Source organism: Ligilactobacillus pabuli, from assembly GCF_022836475.1.
GTDB lineage: Bacteria > Bacillota > Bacilli > Lactobacillales > Lactobacillaceae > Ligilactobacillus > Ligilactobacillus pabuli.
The window spans coordinates 644-17,040 of sequence record NZ_BQXH01000021.1; the positions used below are offsets into that span (position 1 = coordinate 644).

The 16,397-nt window shown below is 41.3% G+C and carries 16 protein-coding genes; 9 read left to right on the top strand and 7 right to left on the bottom strand.

Going from position 1 to position 16,397, the window contains the following annotated elements; translation table 11 throughout:
- The coding region (locus LPAF129_RS09225) for an integrase core domain-containing protein (protein WP_244056507.1) at window positions 1–239 on the top strand (239 nt) is incomplete at its 5' end.
- A 73-nt stretch (window positions 240–312) separates the two neighbouring features.
- Here the strand turns inward: LPAF129_RS09225 and LPAF129_RS09230 are convergent.
- A complete protein-coding gene (locus tag LPAF129_RS09230; protein WP_265747530.1) occupies window positions 313–2,292 on the bottom strand; it encodes a fructose-1,6-bisphosphatase in 1,980 nt (659 codons plus the stop codon).
- 426 nt (window positions 2,293–2,718) lie between these two features.
- Here LPAF129_RS09230 and LPAF129_RS09235 point away from each other — a divergent pair, with 426 nt between their 5' ends.
- A complete protein-coding gene (locus LPAF129_RS09235; RefSeq protein ID WP_244056510.1) occupies window positions 2,719–4,131 on the top strand; it encodes a L,D-transpeptidase family protein in 1,413 nt (470 codons plus the stop codon).
- Window positions 4,132–4,539: 408 nt separating this feature from the next.
- On the opposite strand, the gene LPAF129_RS09240 is transcribed toward LPAF129_RS09235, so the two are convergent.
- From LPAF129_RS09240 to LPAF129_RS09250, 3 genes are all read right to left on the bottom strand, one after another.
- The gene (locus tag LPAF129_RS09240; RefSeq protein WP_244056513.1) at window positions 4,540–4,791 is read right to left on the bottom strand and encodes a helix-turn-helix domain-containing protein; all 252 of its coding nucleotides are present in this window, start codon (window positions 4,789–4,791) and stop codon (window positions 4,540–4,542) included.
- A 94-nt stretch (window positions 4,792–4,885) separates the two neighbouring features.
- On the bottom strand, window positions 4,886–5,173 hold the full coding sequence (locus tag LPAF129_RS09245; RefSeq protein WP_244056515.1) for a type II toxin-antitoxin system RelB/DinJ family antitoxin: 288 nt from the start codon (window positions 5,171–5,173) through the stop codon (window positions 4,886–4,888).
- Between the two features lie 96 nt (window positions 5,174–5,269).
- Window positions 5,270–6,466, bottom strand: coding sequence for an acetate/propionate family kinase (locus LPAF129_RS09250; protein ID WP_244056517.1), 1,197 nt, complete (start codon window positions 6,464–6,466; stop codon window positions 5,270–5,272).
- Window positions 6,467–6,843: 377 nt separating this feature from the next.
- Between LPAF129_RS09250 and LPAF129_RS09255 the strand changes: the two genes are divergently transcribed.
- A complete protein-coding gene (locus LPAF129_RS09255) occupies window positions 6,844–7,305 on the top strand; it encodes a GNAT family N-acetyltransferase (protein WP_244056519.1) in 462 nt (153 codons plus the stop codon).
- Window positions 7,306–7,352: 47 nt separating this feature from the next.
- Window positions 7,353–7,592, top strand: coding sequence for a type II toxin-antitoxin system prevent-host-death family antitoxin (locus tag LPAF129_RS09260; RefSeq protein ID WP_373875046.1), 240 nt, complete (start codon window positions 7,353–7,355; stop codon window positions 7,590–7,592).
- A gap of 200 nt (window positions 7,593–7,792) precedes the next feature.
- Here LPAF129_RS09260 and LPAF129_RS09265 read toward each other — a convergent pair whose 3' ends face one another.
- The 3 genes from LPAF129_RS09265 to rpmH all read right to left on the bottom strand — a co-directional run bounded on the left by LPAF129_RS09265 (window position 7,793) and on the right by rpmH (window position 9,287).
- Window positions 7,793–8,632: a YidC/Oxa1 family membrane protein insertase gene (locus LPAF129_RS09265; protein WP_244056520.1), complete on the bottom strand. Its 840-nt coding sequence runs from the start codon at window positions 8,630–8,632 to the stop codon at window positions 7,793–7,795.
- A 32-nt stretch (window positions 8,633–8,664) separates the two neighbouring features.
- Window positions 8,665–9,006 carry a ribonuclease P protein component gene (gene rnpA, locus LPAF129_RS09270; protein ID WP_244056522.1) on the bottom strand — a complete coding sequence of 114 codons (342 nt, stop codon included), beginning with the start codon at window positions 9,004–9,006 and terminating at the stop codon, window positions 8,665–8,667.
- A 146-nt stretch (window positions 9,007–9,152) separates the two neighbouring features.
- Window positions 9,153–9,287 carry a 50S ribosomal protein L34 gene (rpmH, locus tag LPAF129_RS09275; protein ID WP_244056524.1) on the bottom strand — a complete coding sequence of 45 codons (135 nt, stop codon included), beginning with the start codon at window positions 9,285–9,287 and terminating at the stop codon, window positions 9,153–9,155.
- A gap of 678 nt (window positions 9,288–9,965) precedes the next feature.
- On the opposite strand from rpmH, the gene dnaA reads away from it, so the two are divergent.
- From dnaA to gyrB, 5 genes are all read left to right on the top strand, one after another.
- Complete coding sequence (gene dnaA / locus LPAF129_RS09280) at window positions 9,966–11,336, top strand: chromosomal replication initiator protein DnaA (protein ID WP_244056526.1); 1,371 nt, start codon at window positions 9,966–9,968, stop codon at window positions 11,334–11,336.
- Window positions 11,337–11,575: 239 nt separating this feature from the next.
- Window positions 11,576–12,715 (top strand): DNA polymerase III subunit beta, encoded by a 1,140-nt coding sequence (gene dnaN, locus LPAF129_RS09285; RefSeq protein ID WP_244056528.1) that lies wholly within the window; start codon window positions 11,576–11,578, stop codon window positions 12,713–12,715.
- 220 nt (window positions 12,716–12,935) lie between these two features.
- Window positions 12,936–13,154, top strand: coding sequence for a S4 domain-containing protein YaaA (gene yaaA, locus LPAF129_RS09290; protein WP_244056529.1), 219 nt, complete (start codon window positions 12,936–12,938; stop codon window positions 13,152–13,154).
- 2 nt (window positions 13,155–13,156) lie between these two features.
- Window positions 13,157–14,326 carry a DNA replication/repair protein RecF gene (gene recF / locus LPAF129_RS09295; protein WP_244056533.1) on the top strand — a complete coding sequence of 390 codons (1,170 nt, stop codon included), beginning with the start codon at window positions 13,157–13,159 and terminating at the stop codon, window positions 14,324–14,326.
- 102 nt (window positions 14,327–14,428) lie between these two features.
- Entirely contained in the window at window positions 14,429–16,390 is a 1,962-nt protein-coding gene (gyrB, locus tag LPAF129_RS09300; protein ID WP_244056536.1) for a DNA topoisomerase (ATP-hydrolyzing) subunit B, read from the top strand.
- Window positions 16,391–16,397: the final 7 nt, after the last annotated feature.

Consider the following 16,397-nt stretch of genomic DNA (forward strand, 5'->3'; position numbering starts at 1 on the left):
TTGGGCGTTACGATGTAACTCGTAGCATGTCTCGTCCAGGGACACCATATGATAATGCGCCAATGGAACGTTGGTGGAATGAGTTCAAGTTGCGCTGGATGGATCGTCATCCGATGCCTAAAACCTTTGAAGAGCTTGTAAAGCTGGTTGAAGAAGGGATTGAATACTTCAATCACCACAATCGCTCAGCACAAAGAAACGGCCTCACTCCAGATGAATACTGGAATGAAGCCGCTTAGAAATAGATTCAATTTTATATTATTTCATTTGTTAACTTGACAGGGCGTAGTACAGAGTTCAGGTCTTTTTCTATTAATATTCTGCTAGTAAGCTCCGCAACATTTTGACATTTTCTTTCAAACGAGCACCAATATCAGTATCCGCCACCGATTTACGGTGAACTTCATGGTTCACGACCCGTCTGGCCGACACAATGTCCGTTCCATTTACGATCGAGTCTTCCTTCGAAGTAAACGGATGATGTTCAACTAATTGTAAGCCATATGAATTATACAGCAGCGTATAGCCCCCAAACCCAGTCGTTGGCTGATAAGCCTTGGAGTAGCCGCCATCAATCACTAACATCTTGCCATTGGCCATAATGGCATCATGTCCTCGTTTGACAGGGGTATGACCATTGACCACGTGTCCGTCGCTTGGATCTAGGCCAAATTCTTTCAACAAAATATCGACAAATCCTTCATCATGCCGCAACTTAAAGTATGGATTCCGGACTTCTTCATGGGTGGCCTTATCCTTGATAAAGTACCGTTCAAAAGTCGTCATGGCTTCTTTACCAAATAATGGTGAAATTGGTCCTTGCCACAAGTACCAAATCAAATCTGCCGCACTATGGTCATCACCACACGGGTCGTTATATGCGTGTCGAACCTGTTGATCAAATAAGTCGACCAGTTGCTTCCCGCGATATTCCTTGCCATGGTATTTAAACGGCAAAAATTCGCCCTTCGCAGTGACTGGCATACAACCGTGCAACAACAAATTATTGTTATAGCACAGGTACATACTGCCCTTGTTGACCAAGAACTTCAGGTGGCGTTGTAAACTCTTGGAATCAATAAATGACCGCAGCAATCCGCTGATCAGCTCTTCTTCTTCGGCCGTTAGTTTGCCTGGGTCTTTTGGATCGATCAAATCAAAACAGGTATTAGTCAGCTGATAAGTCTTTCCCGCCAACTGGATCGTTTTTTTATCATAGTCGACCTTCGTTAATAGCGCCCGGTCTGCCATGTTAAAATCAGGTTCACGCGCAATCGTCCGAATTTCCAGCTTAAACTGCATGATCGCCACTGCCTGCTGAATTTGCGTTAATTGTAGGCCCTCGCCGTCAAAATTAAAGGAATCACCTTCCACTAACTTGGGGCGGAAAGCCGGGTTGTCACCATAGTTTTCTTCCGCAAAACGCGTGAGATGACGTAAGCTAATGCCATAAGCATCTTCGATCGTGGCTAAGTTGTTATAACGCGCACTGATTCGCAAGAGATTTAACATACAGAGCGCTGACCCGGCCGAAGCCCCGATCCACAACATATCATGGTTACCCCACTGGATATCCACTGAATGGTACGACATTAAACGGTCCATGATCAATTCCGGATGTTCACCTCGGTCATAAATATCACCCAAAACGTGCAAATGATCGACCACTAACTGCTGGATCGTGTAACAAGTTGCAATAATAAACTCATCGGTCACGCCCATCGAAACCAAATTTTTCATCAGTTGGTCCAAGTAGCTGCGCTTATCAAAGACTTGTGGGTCAGTATACAGTAATTCTTCGGTGATATAGGCGAAATTAGGCTCCAGCGCCTTTCTGACCTTAGAGCGCGTGTATTTAGTCGACACAAACTGCAACAACTCTAGTAGTCGTTGAATCGTGTCTAAATACCATTGTTCTAATGCCCCATCTTCATCTTGTTCTAACTGGTGTTTCTTATACTCCAGTTTGTCTTCTGGATAATAAATTAAGCTGGCAAAATTTTGCAGCCGCTTCGGTGTTAATCGACCGCCAAAAATTGCGGTAATTTTATTCTTAATATTCCCTGACCCATTACGTAAAATATGGTCAAACGCTGCGTATTCTCCATGCAGATCACTGACAAAATGTTCTGTGGCTTTCGGCAAATGCAAAATTGCTTCTAAGTTCATAATTTCAGTGATCACAGCTTCTTTAGTGGGGAATCTTTCTTCCATTAAATCCCGTAAATACTTCTGTTCATTCGTTGGTTCTTCGTCTCTAAATTGGTTTAGCTTTTTAACGCCCTTTGCCATCCTAATTACCTCACAAATTTCCCCTAGTTTTTTCGTTTAAAAGTCAATACAACTATGATATTACTTATAATAAGCCTTTTCAACCGTTTACTATCCGCACTTGCTCAGAAAAAAAGATGAAAAACTGGTCTAACGGAATTATTTGCACGAAGGTTACAATTCAATAACATAATTGGTATAGTAAGGTAGTCCGGAAAAATAACCAGCTCGCGGTGATTTTCTTAATTTTTTGGTTAGCTCAGCGCTTCTCGCTATTAAGTCACGCGAACTTGCTGTATCCTTAAGATAGGGGATTGTTTTCTGCCACCCTGGCTAACGTCCCCCATCATTCCTATTAACTGCACTTTTAAATTGCTTAAATCTGCTTGACCGAGCAGCAGCGGCTCAAAAGCTGCTTAATTCAATGCTCAGAAAGGTGTTTTACATTTGAAAAATAAAAAACTATGGCTAGTTCTTGTCTTACTAGTCCTCGTCATCGGCGGCAGCTACTACGGCTGGCACGCAACTCACTTTGCCAAACAAACCGTCGTTCAGGGTGTTCAGATTGGCAAGCTCAGCTATAAAAAAGCCGACGCTAAAATTAGCGCTAATCTAAAAGAGCCGACTTACTCATTAACTGACCCGAAAACTAAGCAGGTTCTTTACCATGGAACTTTAAAAATCGCTGCTAGTCATGCGTATCGGAGTGAATTAAAGGACTTGCTCCATCAGCGCTGGCTGCATCCTTTTGCTAATCACGCTGCTCCCGCGAAAAAGGCCAGCATTTATGATAAAAAGACTGCCATGGCTAGTCTAAAGAAACAAACTGACCAAATTGATCAAACCATCGAGCAGCTCAATCAAAGTCGAACTGCCCCACAAAATGCACAAATTACGGTCACGGACGGAACTGCTAGTTTGAAAAAGGCTGTCGCTGGCAACCAAATCGATACCGCCGCTACCACGGCCAAACTAGCCCAACAACTGGATCCAAATACAACGCCCCAGCAAAAAATCAGCGTTGTCTTGAAAAAGCCAGCTTGGACCGGCAAGTCTGCCTACGCTGACTTACAAAAAAAGCTCGACCAAAAATTTAAGTACACTGTCATGGGAAAAACTGAAACGACCCCCGTCAAGGACGTCTTAAAAAGCGGTCAGGTCACTGCAGCCGGCAACAAGTTCGATTTGACTCCGAGCTTAAACTATATTCATCAAATTAATGAAAAATATGCCTTAGCCGGTGCGTCGACCGCTAACTTCACCACTGTGCAGGGGCAAAAAGTTTCTTTTGAGAATACCCAAGGTACACTTGGCTGGCAGCTCCAGGAATATAATGAAGGTCAGCATTTACAAAAGGAATTGCTAGCTGACAAACTTGAAATAACCGCCAAAAACATTAACAATACGGATCAAAAATTCGATAAAACTAACCTAGATGCGGTCAAGAAGGTCAATCATATTGAAATCGACTTGACCAACGAGCAACTTTATTTAGTTGAAAATAACAAAATTGTCCAACAAACGCCGGTCAATACTGGCTCACCTAAGGTCAATATTGCGACACCAACTGGTTACTACTACATTAAGTGGCGCAAGGCTCCGATGACCATGCGCGGAACATCAAATGACGGCAGTAAATACAGTTCTTACGTACCCCAAGCGATGGACCTGACGGATGACGGAATTTTCATCCACTCGGCTCCTTGGGTTCCTAAAACTACTTTTGGTAATCCTAAAGTTCGCTATCAACAGGGTTCTAATGGTTGCATCAACGTGGCACCCGCTGCGATGGAGAAACTTTTCGCTCGTAGTCCACAGGGAATGCCCGTGATCGTCTATGGCGATGGCCTGGCATCATAAGATTACAGAGCGGAGCAAAGCGTTTAGTTCCCAAGCATATCGGATTCCACCTTTAATGCGCATTCGGCATTGAAGGTGGACTTGGATAAGCGGAAGGAACTGCTTTGAGTAGCTCGACTAAGATTACAGGGCGGAGTGAGGCGTTTAAGAGGCGAACATTATCGTAACCTGACCTTTAATGCGTTCTTGGCATTGAAGGTCGGGAGGGGGATAAGCAGGATCTCTTGCCTCACGCAGTTCGACTAAGCAAAAAAAGCCTCATTAGTGAGAAACAACTCCACTAATGAGGCTTTTTAAGTGTCAATGTTTCACGTGAAACATTGACACAGAGAAATGGATAAAACCAATACCTTGGAACTCAAAAAATAAAGAAACGCAGCTAAAAATTTTAGCCGCGTTTCTTTATTTTTAAACCGGAACCAAGCCTATTTTTAATTTTAATCCTTTAGCATACCTGTTCAAGGTCTTTAATGTTGGTACAGATTCCAACATTTCAAGCTTAGCGACTTGCGATTGTTTCATGCCAATTCGCTCGGCTAGTTCTTGTTGTGACACATTCTTCCTAACACGTTCAGCATACAATTCAGCCATCATATCAATCATGAATTTTTCATCTGTTGGAATGGAAGAAAAGCTTGTTTCTAAATCTGCTAATCGCATGATTCTTTCTCCTTCCCTTCTAACCAGTTTTCTAATAGCGTAATCGCGTGTTCAATTTGTCTTTTGTCAGTTTTATTTTATCACTTTAATTACTTTAGTCATGCGTTATATTTGATTCCAATCCTGCATCCAAGCCCAGCAATTGTTCTAATTCTTCAAAGCTAGTTGCTTCAGGTAGTTCTTTTTCACCTGACAAATCTGCTATTATTTCCCGAAAGGAATCCTTTAAATCTCGGTTAGGAAAAGAATCAGACAAGCCTTCATTAGCAACCATAGTTAAAACCAAGCGCACAAAACCTGCTATTGTTAGTCCATGAATCGCTAAAACATCTTTGGCTCTTTCCTTAGTATCACTGTCAATCCTAACTTCAATTTTTGCCACAACTATCACCTCGCAACTGTTGTCTACCCATCGACGTGTAAAATTAAAGATATTATTTATCAATTGTGATATCATCTGACAAAACAATAATTTTCCTTAGGCTTCAGCCTTTAGTTTCATAATATCTCGGGCAATCATCAGCTCTTCGTTGGTTGCTAAGCGCAAAACAGCGACCTGTGATTCTGGCGTTGAAATAACCCCATCGAAGTTCTCATCGTTTTTAGCAGCGTCATATTTAATTCCTAAATATGCCAAACGATCCATGATCAACTGGCGCACTGGGCTAGAGTTTTCACCAATTCCTGCAGTAAAGACGATGCCGTCAACGCCGCCCATTTCGGCAATGTATTCACCGATATATTTGACCACATTTTTAACAAAAATATCAACGGCTAAACTGGCCCGTTTGTCGCCGGATTCCTTAGCTTCCAACAGATCTCGCATATCAGACGAAATGCCCGATACCCCTAACAGACCAGACTTATGATTCAAAATATCCAGCATTTCATCCATCGAGTTGATGTTTAGCTTCTCCATAATATAACCCAATAATGACGGATCAACATCCCCTGAGCGAGTGGCCATCGTTAACCCAGTCAACGGTGTAAAGCCCATCGAAATATCAAAGGATTTGCCGCCCTTCACGGCACAGATCGACGACCCGGCACCCAGATGACACGTGATCAATTTCAAGTCAGTGACTGGCTTTCCTAGTTTGTCAGCAGCTAATTGTGAAACATACTGGTGACTAATTCCGTGCGCACCATAACGACGAACACTGTAGTCTTGATACCATTCGTATGGTGTGCTGTACATGTAGTTTACTGCCGGCATTGTTTGGTGGAAGGCTGTGTCAAACGAAGCAACTGCAAAGGCATCTGGTAAAATTTTCTTGAAGGCTTTGATTCCCATTAAATTAGCTGGATTATGCAGTGGTGCCATATCAGCGATCTCATCAATGTGCTTGATAACTTCATCATCAACAACGACTGAACCCTTAAAGTACTCGCCACCAGCCACCACGCGATGACCAACTCCTGTGATTTCCGTCAACTCTTGCACGATTCCCAAGTCTTTTAACAAGAAAGTCAACCGGTCAACAGCAACCTGATGATCTGGAATTTCTTCTGCTTGTTCATACTTTTTGCCGTCACCGTACTTAATTTTAATTTTCGAACCAGCGATCCCGATCCGGTCAACCAAACCATCGGCCAATTCTTTTTCCTCCGGCATCACTAACAATTTAAACTTCAAGCTTGAACTGCCTGAATTAATGATCAATAATTTTTCCATCTTTGTTTGTCTCCTCCTCTAAAATATTCAATTACTTTTCTAACATACATTTTAAAGAGAACGTTTTCAAATTGTATACAACTTATTACACATAACTCAACTGGCATTTTAAACACTTTGAAAGAAACGACGTCTCCCCCTCTGGCCGAACTAAACACATCTTTGCCAGAATTATGTAAGCAAATCTGCTATGATATCAGTAACAAATTCACTAAAAAGGATTCAACGTGCTTCGTGTGCCGAATATACGAAATTTTCACAAAAGAAAAAAGCTGGCTAAGCAAGCAAAGATTACTCAATCTACATTACTGTCATTGAACATAGTACGATTTGTTAGTACTTTTATTAGTACAACTATCCTATATTAAGGAGAAAACATGGAAATTAACATTAAAACCTGTACAGCCTTCACCAAACAACATTATAACCTGTTACTTTCAGCGGACCCTAATCAAGAACTAGTAGATAACTACTTACCACGTGCTCTTTGTTTTGAAGCAATCTATCACGATCACTTAGTAGGAATCTTGGTGCTTTTGCCAACTCATCCTGAAACTCTAGAAATTGTTAACATTGCTGTTATTTCACCCCAAAGAAATCAAGGAATTGGTCGACAACTCTTGGCCTTTGCCGAAAAATATGCAGGCACTCACAATTACAAATGTCTTGAAATTGGAACTGGAACAACCAGTTTTGGCCAGCTCTATCTTTATCAAAAGTGTGGCTTTCGAGTATTTAGTGTAGACCAGGATTTCTTCACCCTGCATTATGCTGATGAAATTGTAGAGAATCACCTAGTCTTAAAGGACATGCTTCGATTGAGGAAAGTTCTTGCTTAACAACTAAGACTTGAATTTTCAAATGTACACCAAGGAGATAACTTGCTATGACAGTTACAACCACTCAAAGTAATTTTAGAGCTCACATTAACGACTATTTAGATCGAGTTAACGATGATGATGAAACGGTCTATGTAGCACGGCCGAATAATCGTGTGGTAGCGGTGATTTCACAAGAAAAGCTCGACTGGTTAGAACGCGCATGCCGAGCTAAAGAAGGCTCATTAGAATTCGCGGTGGTTCACGACCAGTTGATCCGTCAGCATATTTTGATGAGCAAGTTGTAGAATCCACAGATGAAGATTAGAGTCAATTTGACCAATGAACGAACTCTATGATGTCCCACAGAAAAATAGCGACAAAATGGTGTTTTACAGCTGCCATTTTGTCGCTATTACTTTTAACCACGATTTTTCCCTAATTTTCGGCCAAAAAAATAGTGTTAACGATTTTACTCATTAACACTAGCGGCTCACTCCGCTCTGTTTTACTTTTTACGGTTCTTCAAAGCCTTTTTCTTAGCTTTCTTCAAATTACGTTCACGATCTTTGATGCTTTGTTCTTTTTCAGCTCGTTCACGGTTGATCTTATATGGGTTGTTGATCAACAATGTCTGACCCACTGAAAAGGCGTTGGTGATCACCCAGTACAGTGACAAAGCAGACGGCACACTCAACGCTGTCACAAAAATCATCAATGGCATCCCATATGTCATGATTGCCATCATACCCTTTTGCCCAGTATCTGGTTGAGACATGGTCGTTAACTTCGAAGTTGCAAACGTAAATAAGGCGGCTAAAATCGGTAAGATAAAGTATGGATCTTTATCCCCTAACTGCATCCATAAAAATGACCCAGTTTTCAATTCTTGTGCTCTAAAAATAGCTTGATACAAAGCAATTAAGACTGGCATCTGAACAAGCAACGGTAAACAGCCCGCAACTGGATTAACTCCAGCTTCCGCGTATAATTTCCGTTGTTCTTCTTGCATTGCACGCATCGAATCCTGATCACGATCTGGATATTTTGCCTGTAACGCCTTAAGTTGCGGTTGCAGGTCCATTGTCTTCCGTGACGATTTCATCTGATAGAACATCAGAGGTAAGATAATGATCCGGACGATAATCGTGAAGACCACGATCCCCCAACCATAACTATTGCCAAAGAAGTGACTTAAAGCCTTAATGGCCCGTACGAAATTCCAAATGATGTAATGATCCCAAATTCCTGTACTGCTAGAAGTAACGGGATCGGTACTACATGCACTAAGCACGAGTACTAAAGACAAAGCTCCGAATAAAGCAAGAGCCTTTTTACCCTTTTTCAACGTGTTTTACCTCTCTTAATTGAAATTCTCGCCTATTTATTAATGATGTTTGCTAAAGAAAGAACATGGATCAAATGTTGTTTGATCTCAGCAGTCGACATTCCAGCAGCATTAGGCCGTGCGATCACTAGAAAGTCACAATCTTGCTTTAGCTGCGGCTTGAGTTCTGTCAAACTCTGCCGAATTCGGCGTTTGACCCAGTTTCTGGCCACAGAATTACCAATTCGTTTCCCAACCGAAAGTCCGACGCGAAAATGCGGCTGATTGGGTTTTTCTAACATATAAACCACGAACTGGCGATTAGCACAAGATTTGCCTTGAGTAAAAACTTTTTGAAATTCCGCTTCTTTCTTGACGCGGTAAGATTTACGCATAATACATCTCCAAAATAATAGAGTTCTGCCAGTTCAAAAAACCAGCCCCACTCGCTTAATCCCAAGAAAGACTTAACTTTCTTGTTGCTAACATTTCTAAAAAACCTCGATTATAAAATAAAAAGACCACTGACGGTCTCAGTGATCTATGCAGACAATGATTTTCTGCCTTTACGGCGTCTACGTGCTAACACATTACGACCGTTACTTGTACTCATGCGTTTACGGAAACCATGGACGCGTTGACGATGGCGTTTTTTTGGTTGATAAGTTCTCTTCATTGGTTATGACACCTCCTTAGTTTGAACTTCTGGATTCATCGCTATCAAGCTTGATAGCTACTTCGAGTTCAGACTTACTTGTTAATGTTACCATATCTCACTTTAATTGCAATAATTTTTTCAAATTTAGCGCGATTTTAGGCGATTTTTTTGCTAAAAACTGCTTGAATCCCAAAATTAATGGAAAGTTTCTGTTGATTTTCAGTTTCTTTTTTCATGCCCATTTGAGCCTTTTTTGTACTTGCATAAATATGCTTTAAAACGAATAGCCGTCAAAATCAGAGCGTCTGAGCAGCTAATTTTACTGACAAAACTTATCCACAATTGTGAGTTAAAAACCCTTTTTTTGTCCCCTGCTCCTGTGATTTCTCGTGGAAGAGTTCACAAGCTTGTAACCAGCTTTTTGCACAATTCACAGGCTGTCATTAAATGGGTGTGTGCTTGTGAATTAGATTGTGGATAACTCATAGAAAACTATAGTTGTCAAGGGAGATAACCGCCTAATTTTCTGTGGATAACTTAAAAACACTAGTTTACATCCACAAGTTACGCACAGCCTGTGGATAACAATATGAACAGCCTGTTTTTATTTTTACTTTAGTTATGCACATTGTGGAAAACTGTTTTATTACATGCTACAATGGAGACCGTGTAAATCAAACAAAGGAGGAATGTCCAGTGCCAGATCTTGAAACTTTATGGCAATTTATTTGCGAAAAGTTCAATGAATCTTTCTCCACAATCACTTACAAAACATGGATCGAAACTGCTAAACCAATTCAATTTGCAGATCAGACCCTGGTAGTCGAAGTTCCATCTAAACTTCACCGTGATTACTGGACTCAAAGTGTCACCCCGCAAATTGTAGAGATGTTGCAGGAACCTTTAGGTTATAAAATAACGATCCTGCCGAAAACTCCCGATGAGCCGAACCCATTAGAGGCTTATGATCCGGTGGAAAAAACGGCTAGTCGTGAGCTTGTGACCGATTCTTCGCAAAAATCTGCTACAAAAACATTTGTCAAAAATTCCCAGCTCAATGAGCGCTATACCTTCGAAACATTTGTCGTCGGTAAGGGAAATCAGCTTGCCCATGCGGCAGCCTTAGCCGTGGCCGAAGAACCAGGCGTTTTTTACAACCCCTTATTCTTCTACGGTGGTGTTGGTCTCGGAAAAACTCATTTGATGCATGCTATTGGCCACCAAATGCTAGAAAATCGTCCCAACGCCAAAGTTAAATATGTCACTAGTGAATCTTTTGCAAATGATTTTATTAATTCGATCCAAACTAAACGCCAAGAAGAATTTCGACAAGAGTATCGCAGCGTTGATCTCTTATTAGTCGATGACATTCAGTTCTTTGCCGATAAAGTTGGGACCCAGGAAGAATTCTTCCATACTTTTAATGCCTTATATGATGATAAAAAACAAATTGTTCTTTCATCAGATCGTTTGCCAAATGAAATTCCTAAGTTGCAGCAACGTTTAGTTTCCCGGTTTAAATGGGGGTTATCAGTCGATATTACTCCGCCTGATTTCGAAACCCGGATCGCAATTTTGCGGAACAAAGCCGAAGCCGAACACTTAGAGATCCCCAATGAAACTTTTAGTTACATTGCTGGTCAGTTCGATTCTAATATTCGTGAACTAGAAGGCGCTTTGATGCGCGTCCAAGCTTATTCAGCCATGGGCCACACCAAGATCACCACTAGTCTGGCCGCTGAAGCACTCAAAAGTTTAAACGGTAAAGAACATAACAACAAAATGACGATTCCGATCATTCAAACCAAAGTGGCTAACTACTATAATGTAACTGTCACAGAAATTAAAGGACGCAAGCGAGTGAAAGCAATTGTTACTCCACGCCAAGTTGCTATGTATCTTTCCCGCAAACTAACTGATGCTTCTTTGCCGCGGATCGGTCAAGAATTTGGTGGGAAAGACCATACAACAGTTTTGCATGCTTATGAAAAAATCACCAAACGGCTGGAAAATGATGCCGAATTGGAACATGACATTGAAACTTTAAAGGCTGAACTACAAATTTAGTGAATTAAAAAACCAAAAACAGCTTTTTTTGCGTATCTATTAAATAGAGCGGTTCAGGTTTAGAACTATCCACTTGTGGACAACTGTGAACAACTTGTGGTTTTTATCCACACCTTATTCACAGGCTCTTTTGTTGTCTGCTTGCCTTGTTCTCACTTATTCACATAATTAACAGGCCCTACTACTACGACTATTTTTATTATTAATTAATAATATAAAAAACAGGAGGATATCACGTTATGAAATTTAGTATCCGCAGAAGTGCATTCATTGCAGCACTGAACGATGCACAACGAGCAATCTCATCTAAAACAGCAATTGACATTTTAACCGGGATCAAAATCGAGGTCTCTGCCAGCAAGTTGACCCTAACTGGGAGTGATGCAGACATTTCCATTGAAACAGTCATTTCACAAGAAGATGAAAAAGCAGCTTTAGAAATTGAAGAACCCGGCAGTGTTGTTTTACCAGCCCGTTTCTTTAATGAAATTGTTAAAAAGTTACCAGAAGATACCATGACAATTGCAATCGATGCTAGATTCCAAGCAACCATTACTTCAGGTCAAGCTGAATTTACGATCAATGGGATCGACGCTGAAACTTACCCACATTTGCCAGAAATTGAGGCTGAAAACAAGTTAGTGATCGCAGCTGATATTTTAAAACGGATCATTAACCAAACAGTGATCGCTGTTTCAACCCAGGAAAGTCGGCCGATTTTAACTGGGATCCATTTGGCATATAGTAACGGAGAATTACTAGCCGTAGCGACTGACTCCCATCGACTTAGTCAACGCAGAATTACCTTAAACGATGCCAGTTCACAGGACTACGATATTATCGTGCCCGGAAAATCATTAAATGAACTCGCTAAGATGTTGGGTGATTCAGCCGAAAATGTCGAAATTCGGATCGCAGAAAACCAAATTCTCTTTACTTTCGCTAATACATCGTTTTACTCACGTTTGTTAGAAGGTAATTACCCAGATACAGACCGTTTGATCCCACAAAACTCTGAAACAACGATTGAATTTAATGCGGTTGAACTCTTGCACTCGATTGAACGAGCTTCATTGTTATCACATGCTGGCCGCAGCAACGTGGTTAAACTCACTTTAAAGACCAGTGAACAACAAGCGATCATTTCAGGAACATCACCTGAAATTGGGAACGTTGAAGAAGATTTATCGTTCAAACAACTCGAAGGTAATGACCTGGAAATTTCCTTTAATCCGGATTATATGAAAGATGCTTTGGCATCCTTTGGTCAAACTGATGTCAAAATGTCATTGACCTTACCATTACGACCATTTATCTTGGTACCAACTGAAGATGGAACTAATTTCGTTCAGTTGATCACACCAGTCAGAACCTTTTAAAAATTCAGCATTAAAAATTACTGTAGAAAATGGACTCTAATTCGTTAGGGTCCATTTTTACGCTTAAAAAACTTAATTTGAGCTTTTAGCATAATGTTAGGGATTTTATCCAAAGCTAGGTAAAATTGCTTAGAATGCATATCTGAGCCAAATACAATTGTTTTACGCTTGAAAAAAAGGTATAATTAGAAGGTAACTAATTGAAAGTGAGGGTTGTTTTTTGAAAAAAGAAATATTTTTAAAAACACCATACATAACTCTCGGACAACTGCTGAAAATTGCTGATTTCATCTCATCTGGTGGTCAGGCAAAAATGTTTTTAGCGGAACACGATGTTTATGTGAATGGAGAACTTGATTCAAGGCGCGGCAAAAAGCTTTATCCGAAAGACGTTGTTCAAATTTCTGATGATATGGTTCAAATTAAAGCTGGCAAATAACAATGTTTTTACAGAAACTACACCTTAAGAATTTTCGCAATTACGCAGAGACCACACTAGAATTTTCCCCAGAGATCAACGTCTTACTTGGACAAAATGCTCAGGGAAAAACTAATCTGTTGGAATCGATCTACGTTTTAGCGACAGCTCGGAGTCACCGAACCGCCAATGACCGGGAACTGATTCGGTTCAATCAAAGCGATGCAGTGATCCAAGGGCTGGTCCACCGTCGGGCAGATGATGTACCACTCGAGTTAAACTTAGGTAAACGCGGCAAAAAAGCTCGGGTCAATCACCTGGAACAGGCAAAACTTTCCCAGTATATTGGCCAGCTTAATGTCATTTTATTTGCACCAGAAGATCTGTCCTTAGTTAAAGGCAGTCCTAATGGTCGGCGCCGCTTTATTGATATGGAATTTGGGCAGATCGCACCACGGTATTTGCATAATTTAACGGCTTACCGTGATGTTTTAAAACAGCGCAACCGCTATTTAAAACTGTTGAGTGCCAGAAAAGCGTCTGACCGCGTTTATCTCGATGTTTTATCCGAACAGCTGGCGGGTTTTGGCGGCAGTATTATTGCACAACGGCAGGATTTTTTAGGTGAACTGGAAAAATATGCCCAAGAATTACACTTGTCTATCACACAAGGGCAAGAAACTTTGTCGTTTGAGTATGAGTCAAAGCTAAAAAACATTAGCGGGCGTTCTGAAACAGAATTGCAGCAGCTAATGTATCAACAACTGACTGAACAGGCTGAAAAAGAAATTTTTCAGGGAACGACTTTAGTTGGCCCGCATCGTGACGATCTGAAGTTTTTGATTAATGGAAAAAACGTCCAAATTTATGGCTCACAAGGTCAACAACGGACAACGGCCTTATCAGTGAAGTTAGCTGAGATCGACGTCATGAAAGCACAAACGGGCGAGTATCCGCTTCTCTTGCTGGATGATGTCTTATCTGAATTAGACGGTCAGCGGCAAACACACCTGTTGCAGACCATCCAAAATAAGGTCCAGACTTTTTTAACGGCACCAGCGATGAATGATGTCGCGCAAAACCTGATCAAAGAGCCTAAAATTTTCATGATCGAAAACGGCAATATTAAAGAAACCACTGCTGGCGGAAAGACTGTGCTAGAAACAGTCACTTTTTATCCACCAGTGTCGTAGTTAGTTTAAGAACAAAAGTTAATTAAGATAGTGCAGTTAGGGCGTTAAGCATGACTGACACTTTTTTGTTAATTGGATCAATTAAGTCAAGGAGGAAATCAATTGACTGAAGAAGAAAAAGAAGCTGTAGAAGCCAAAGAAAAACGAGCTAATGAATATGATGCCAGTCAGATCCAAGTGCTTGAAGGCTTAGAAGCAGTTCGGAAACGCCCCGGAATGTATATCGGCTCCACTAGCTCCCAAGGACTCCACCATTTGGTGTGGGAAATCATTGATAATGGGATCGATGAAGCCCTAGCTGGTTTTTGTAATGAGATCAATGTGGTAGTTGAAAAAGATAATAGTATTACTGTGACTGATAATGGTCGTGGGATCCCAATCGATATCCAGAAGAAGACTGGTCGTCCAGCGGTTGAAACGGTTTATACGATTTTGCATGCCGGCGGTAAATTCGGCGGTGGCGGATACAAGGTTTCTGGTGGATTGCACGGTGTTGGTGCCTCAGTTGTGAACGCCTTGTCATCTGAACTAGAAGTCCAAGTTACCCGTGCCGGTGATCCTGAGATCCACGCGATGGATTTTGCCCTAGGTAAGGTCCGGACACCGTTACACGTGATTGGTGAAACTAGTGAACATACTCATGGGACTAAAGTTCACTTTAAACCGGATACCGACATTTTTACGGAAACTCATGTTTATGACATTAAGGTCTTAACGACCCGGATCAGAGAACTGGCTTTCTTGAACAAAGGTTTGAAACTCACGATTGCAGACCAACGTCCAGAAAAACCAACTTTTGAAGAATTCCACTACGCTGGCGGGATCAAACATTACGTTGAATTCTTAAACAAGGGCAAAGATGTGATTTTCCCTGAACCAGTTTACGTTGAAGGCGAAATGAACGGGATCACAGTTGAAGTTTCACTGCAGTATACCGATGATTTCCATTCCAACCTGTTGACCTTTACTAACAATATCCACACTTATGAAGGTGGAACGCATGAGGCCGGCTTTAAGACAGCCTTGACTCGGGTCGTCAACGACTATGCGAGAAAACAGGGAATCTTAAAAGATAATGATGATAATTTGTCGGGTGAAGACGTCCGTGAAGGACTAACAGCCGTAGTTTCTGTCAAACATCCAGATCCACAGTTTGAAGGACAGACTAAGACTAAATTAGGTAACTCAGATGCAAGAACAGCCACTGATAAGCTGTTTAGTGAGACATTTACGCAGTTTATGTTTGAAAATCCTGGTGTAGCGAAGAAAATCGTCGACAAGGGTTCACTGGCTGCTAAAGCACGGGTCGCTGCTAAACGTGCTCGTGAAGTTACTCGGAAAAAGAATGGTTTGGAAATTTCTAACTTACCAGGTAAACTGGCGGATAACACCAGTAAAGATCCAGAAATTTCTGAATTGTTTATCGTCGAAGGGGATTCCGCGGGTGGTTCAGCTAAGCAGGGTCGTTCTCGCTTAACTCAAGCAATTTTGCCAATTCGTGGGAAAATCTTGAACGTTGAAAAAGCTACCTTAGACCGGATCTTGGCGAACGAAGAAATTCGCTCACTCTTTACGGCGCTAGGGACTGGTTTCGGCGAAGAATTCGATGTTTCTAAGGCTAAATACCATAAACTGATCATCATGACCGATGCCGATGTCGATGGTGCCCATATTCGGACCCTCTTATTGACCTTGTTCTATCGCTTCATGAAGCCAATGATCGATGCAGGTTACGTTTATATTGCGCAGCCGCCATTGTATCAGGTCCGGCAGGGAAAGATGATCCAATATATCGACTCGGATGAAGAATTACAAGAAGTCTTATCACAATTGCCACCGTCACCAAAACCTGCAATTCAGCGTTACAAAGGGCTAGGTGAAATGGATGCAGAACAATTGTGGGATACGACAATGAATCCAGATAATCGTCGGATGATGCGGGTCGCACTTTCTGACGCAGAAGAGGCCAATGAAGTCTTTGAAATGTTGATGGGTGACCATGTTGCGCCACGTCGGCAATTTATTGAAGATAATGCCACTTACGTTGAAAATTTGGATGCCTAATTATTTC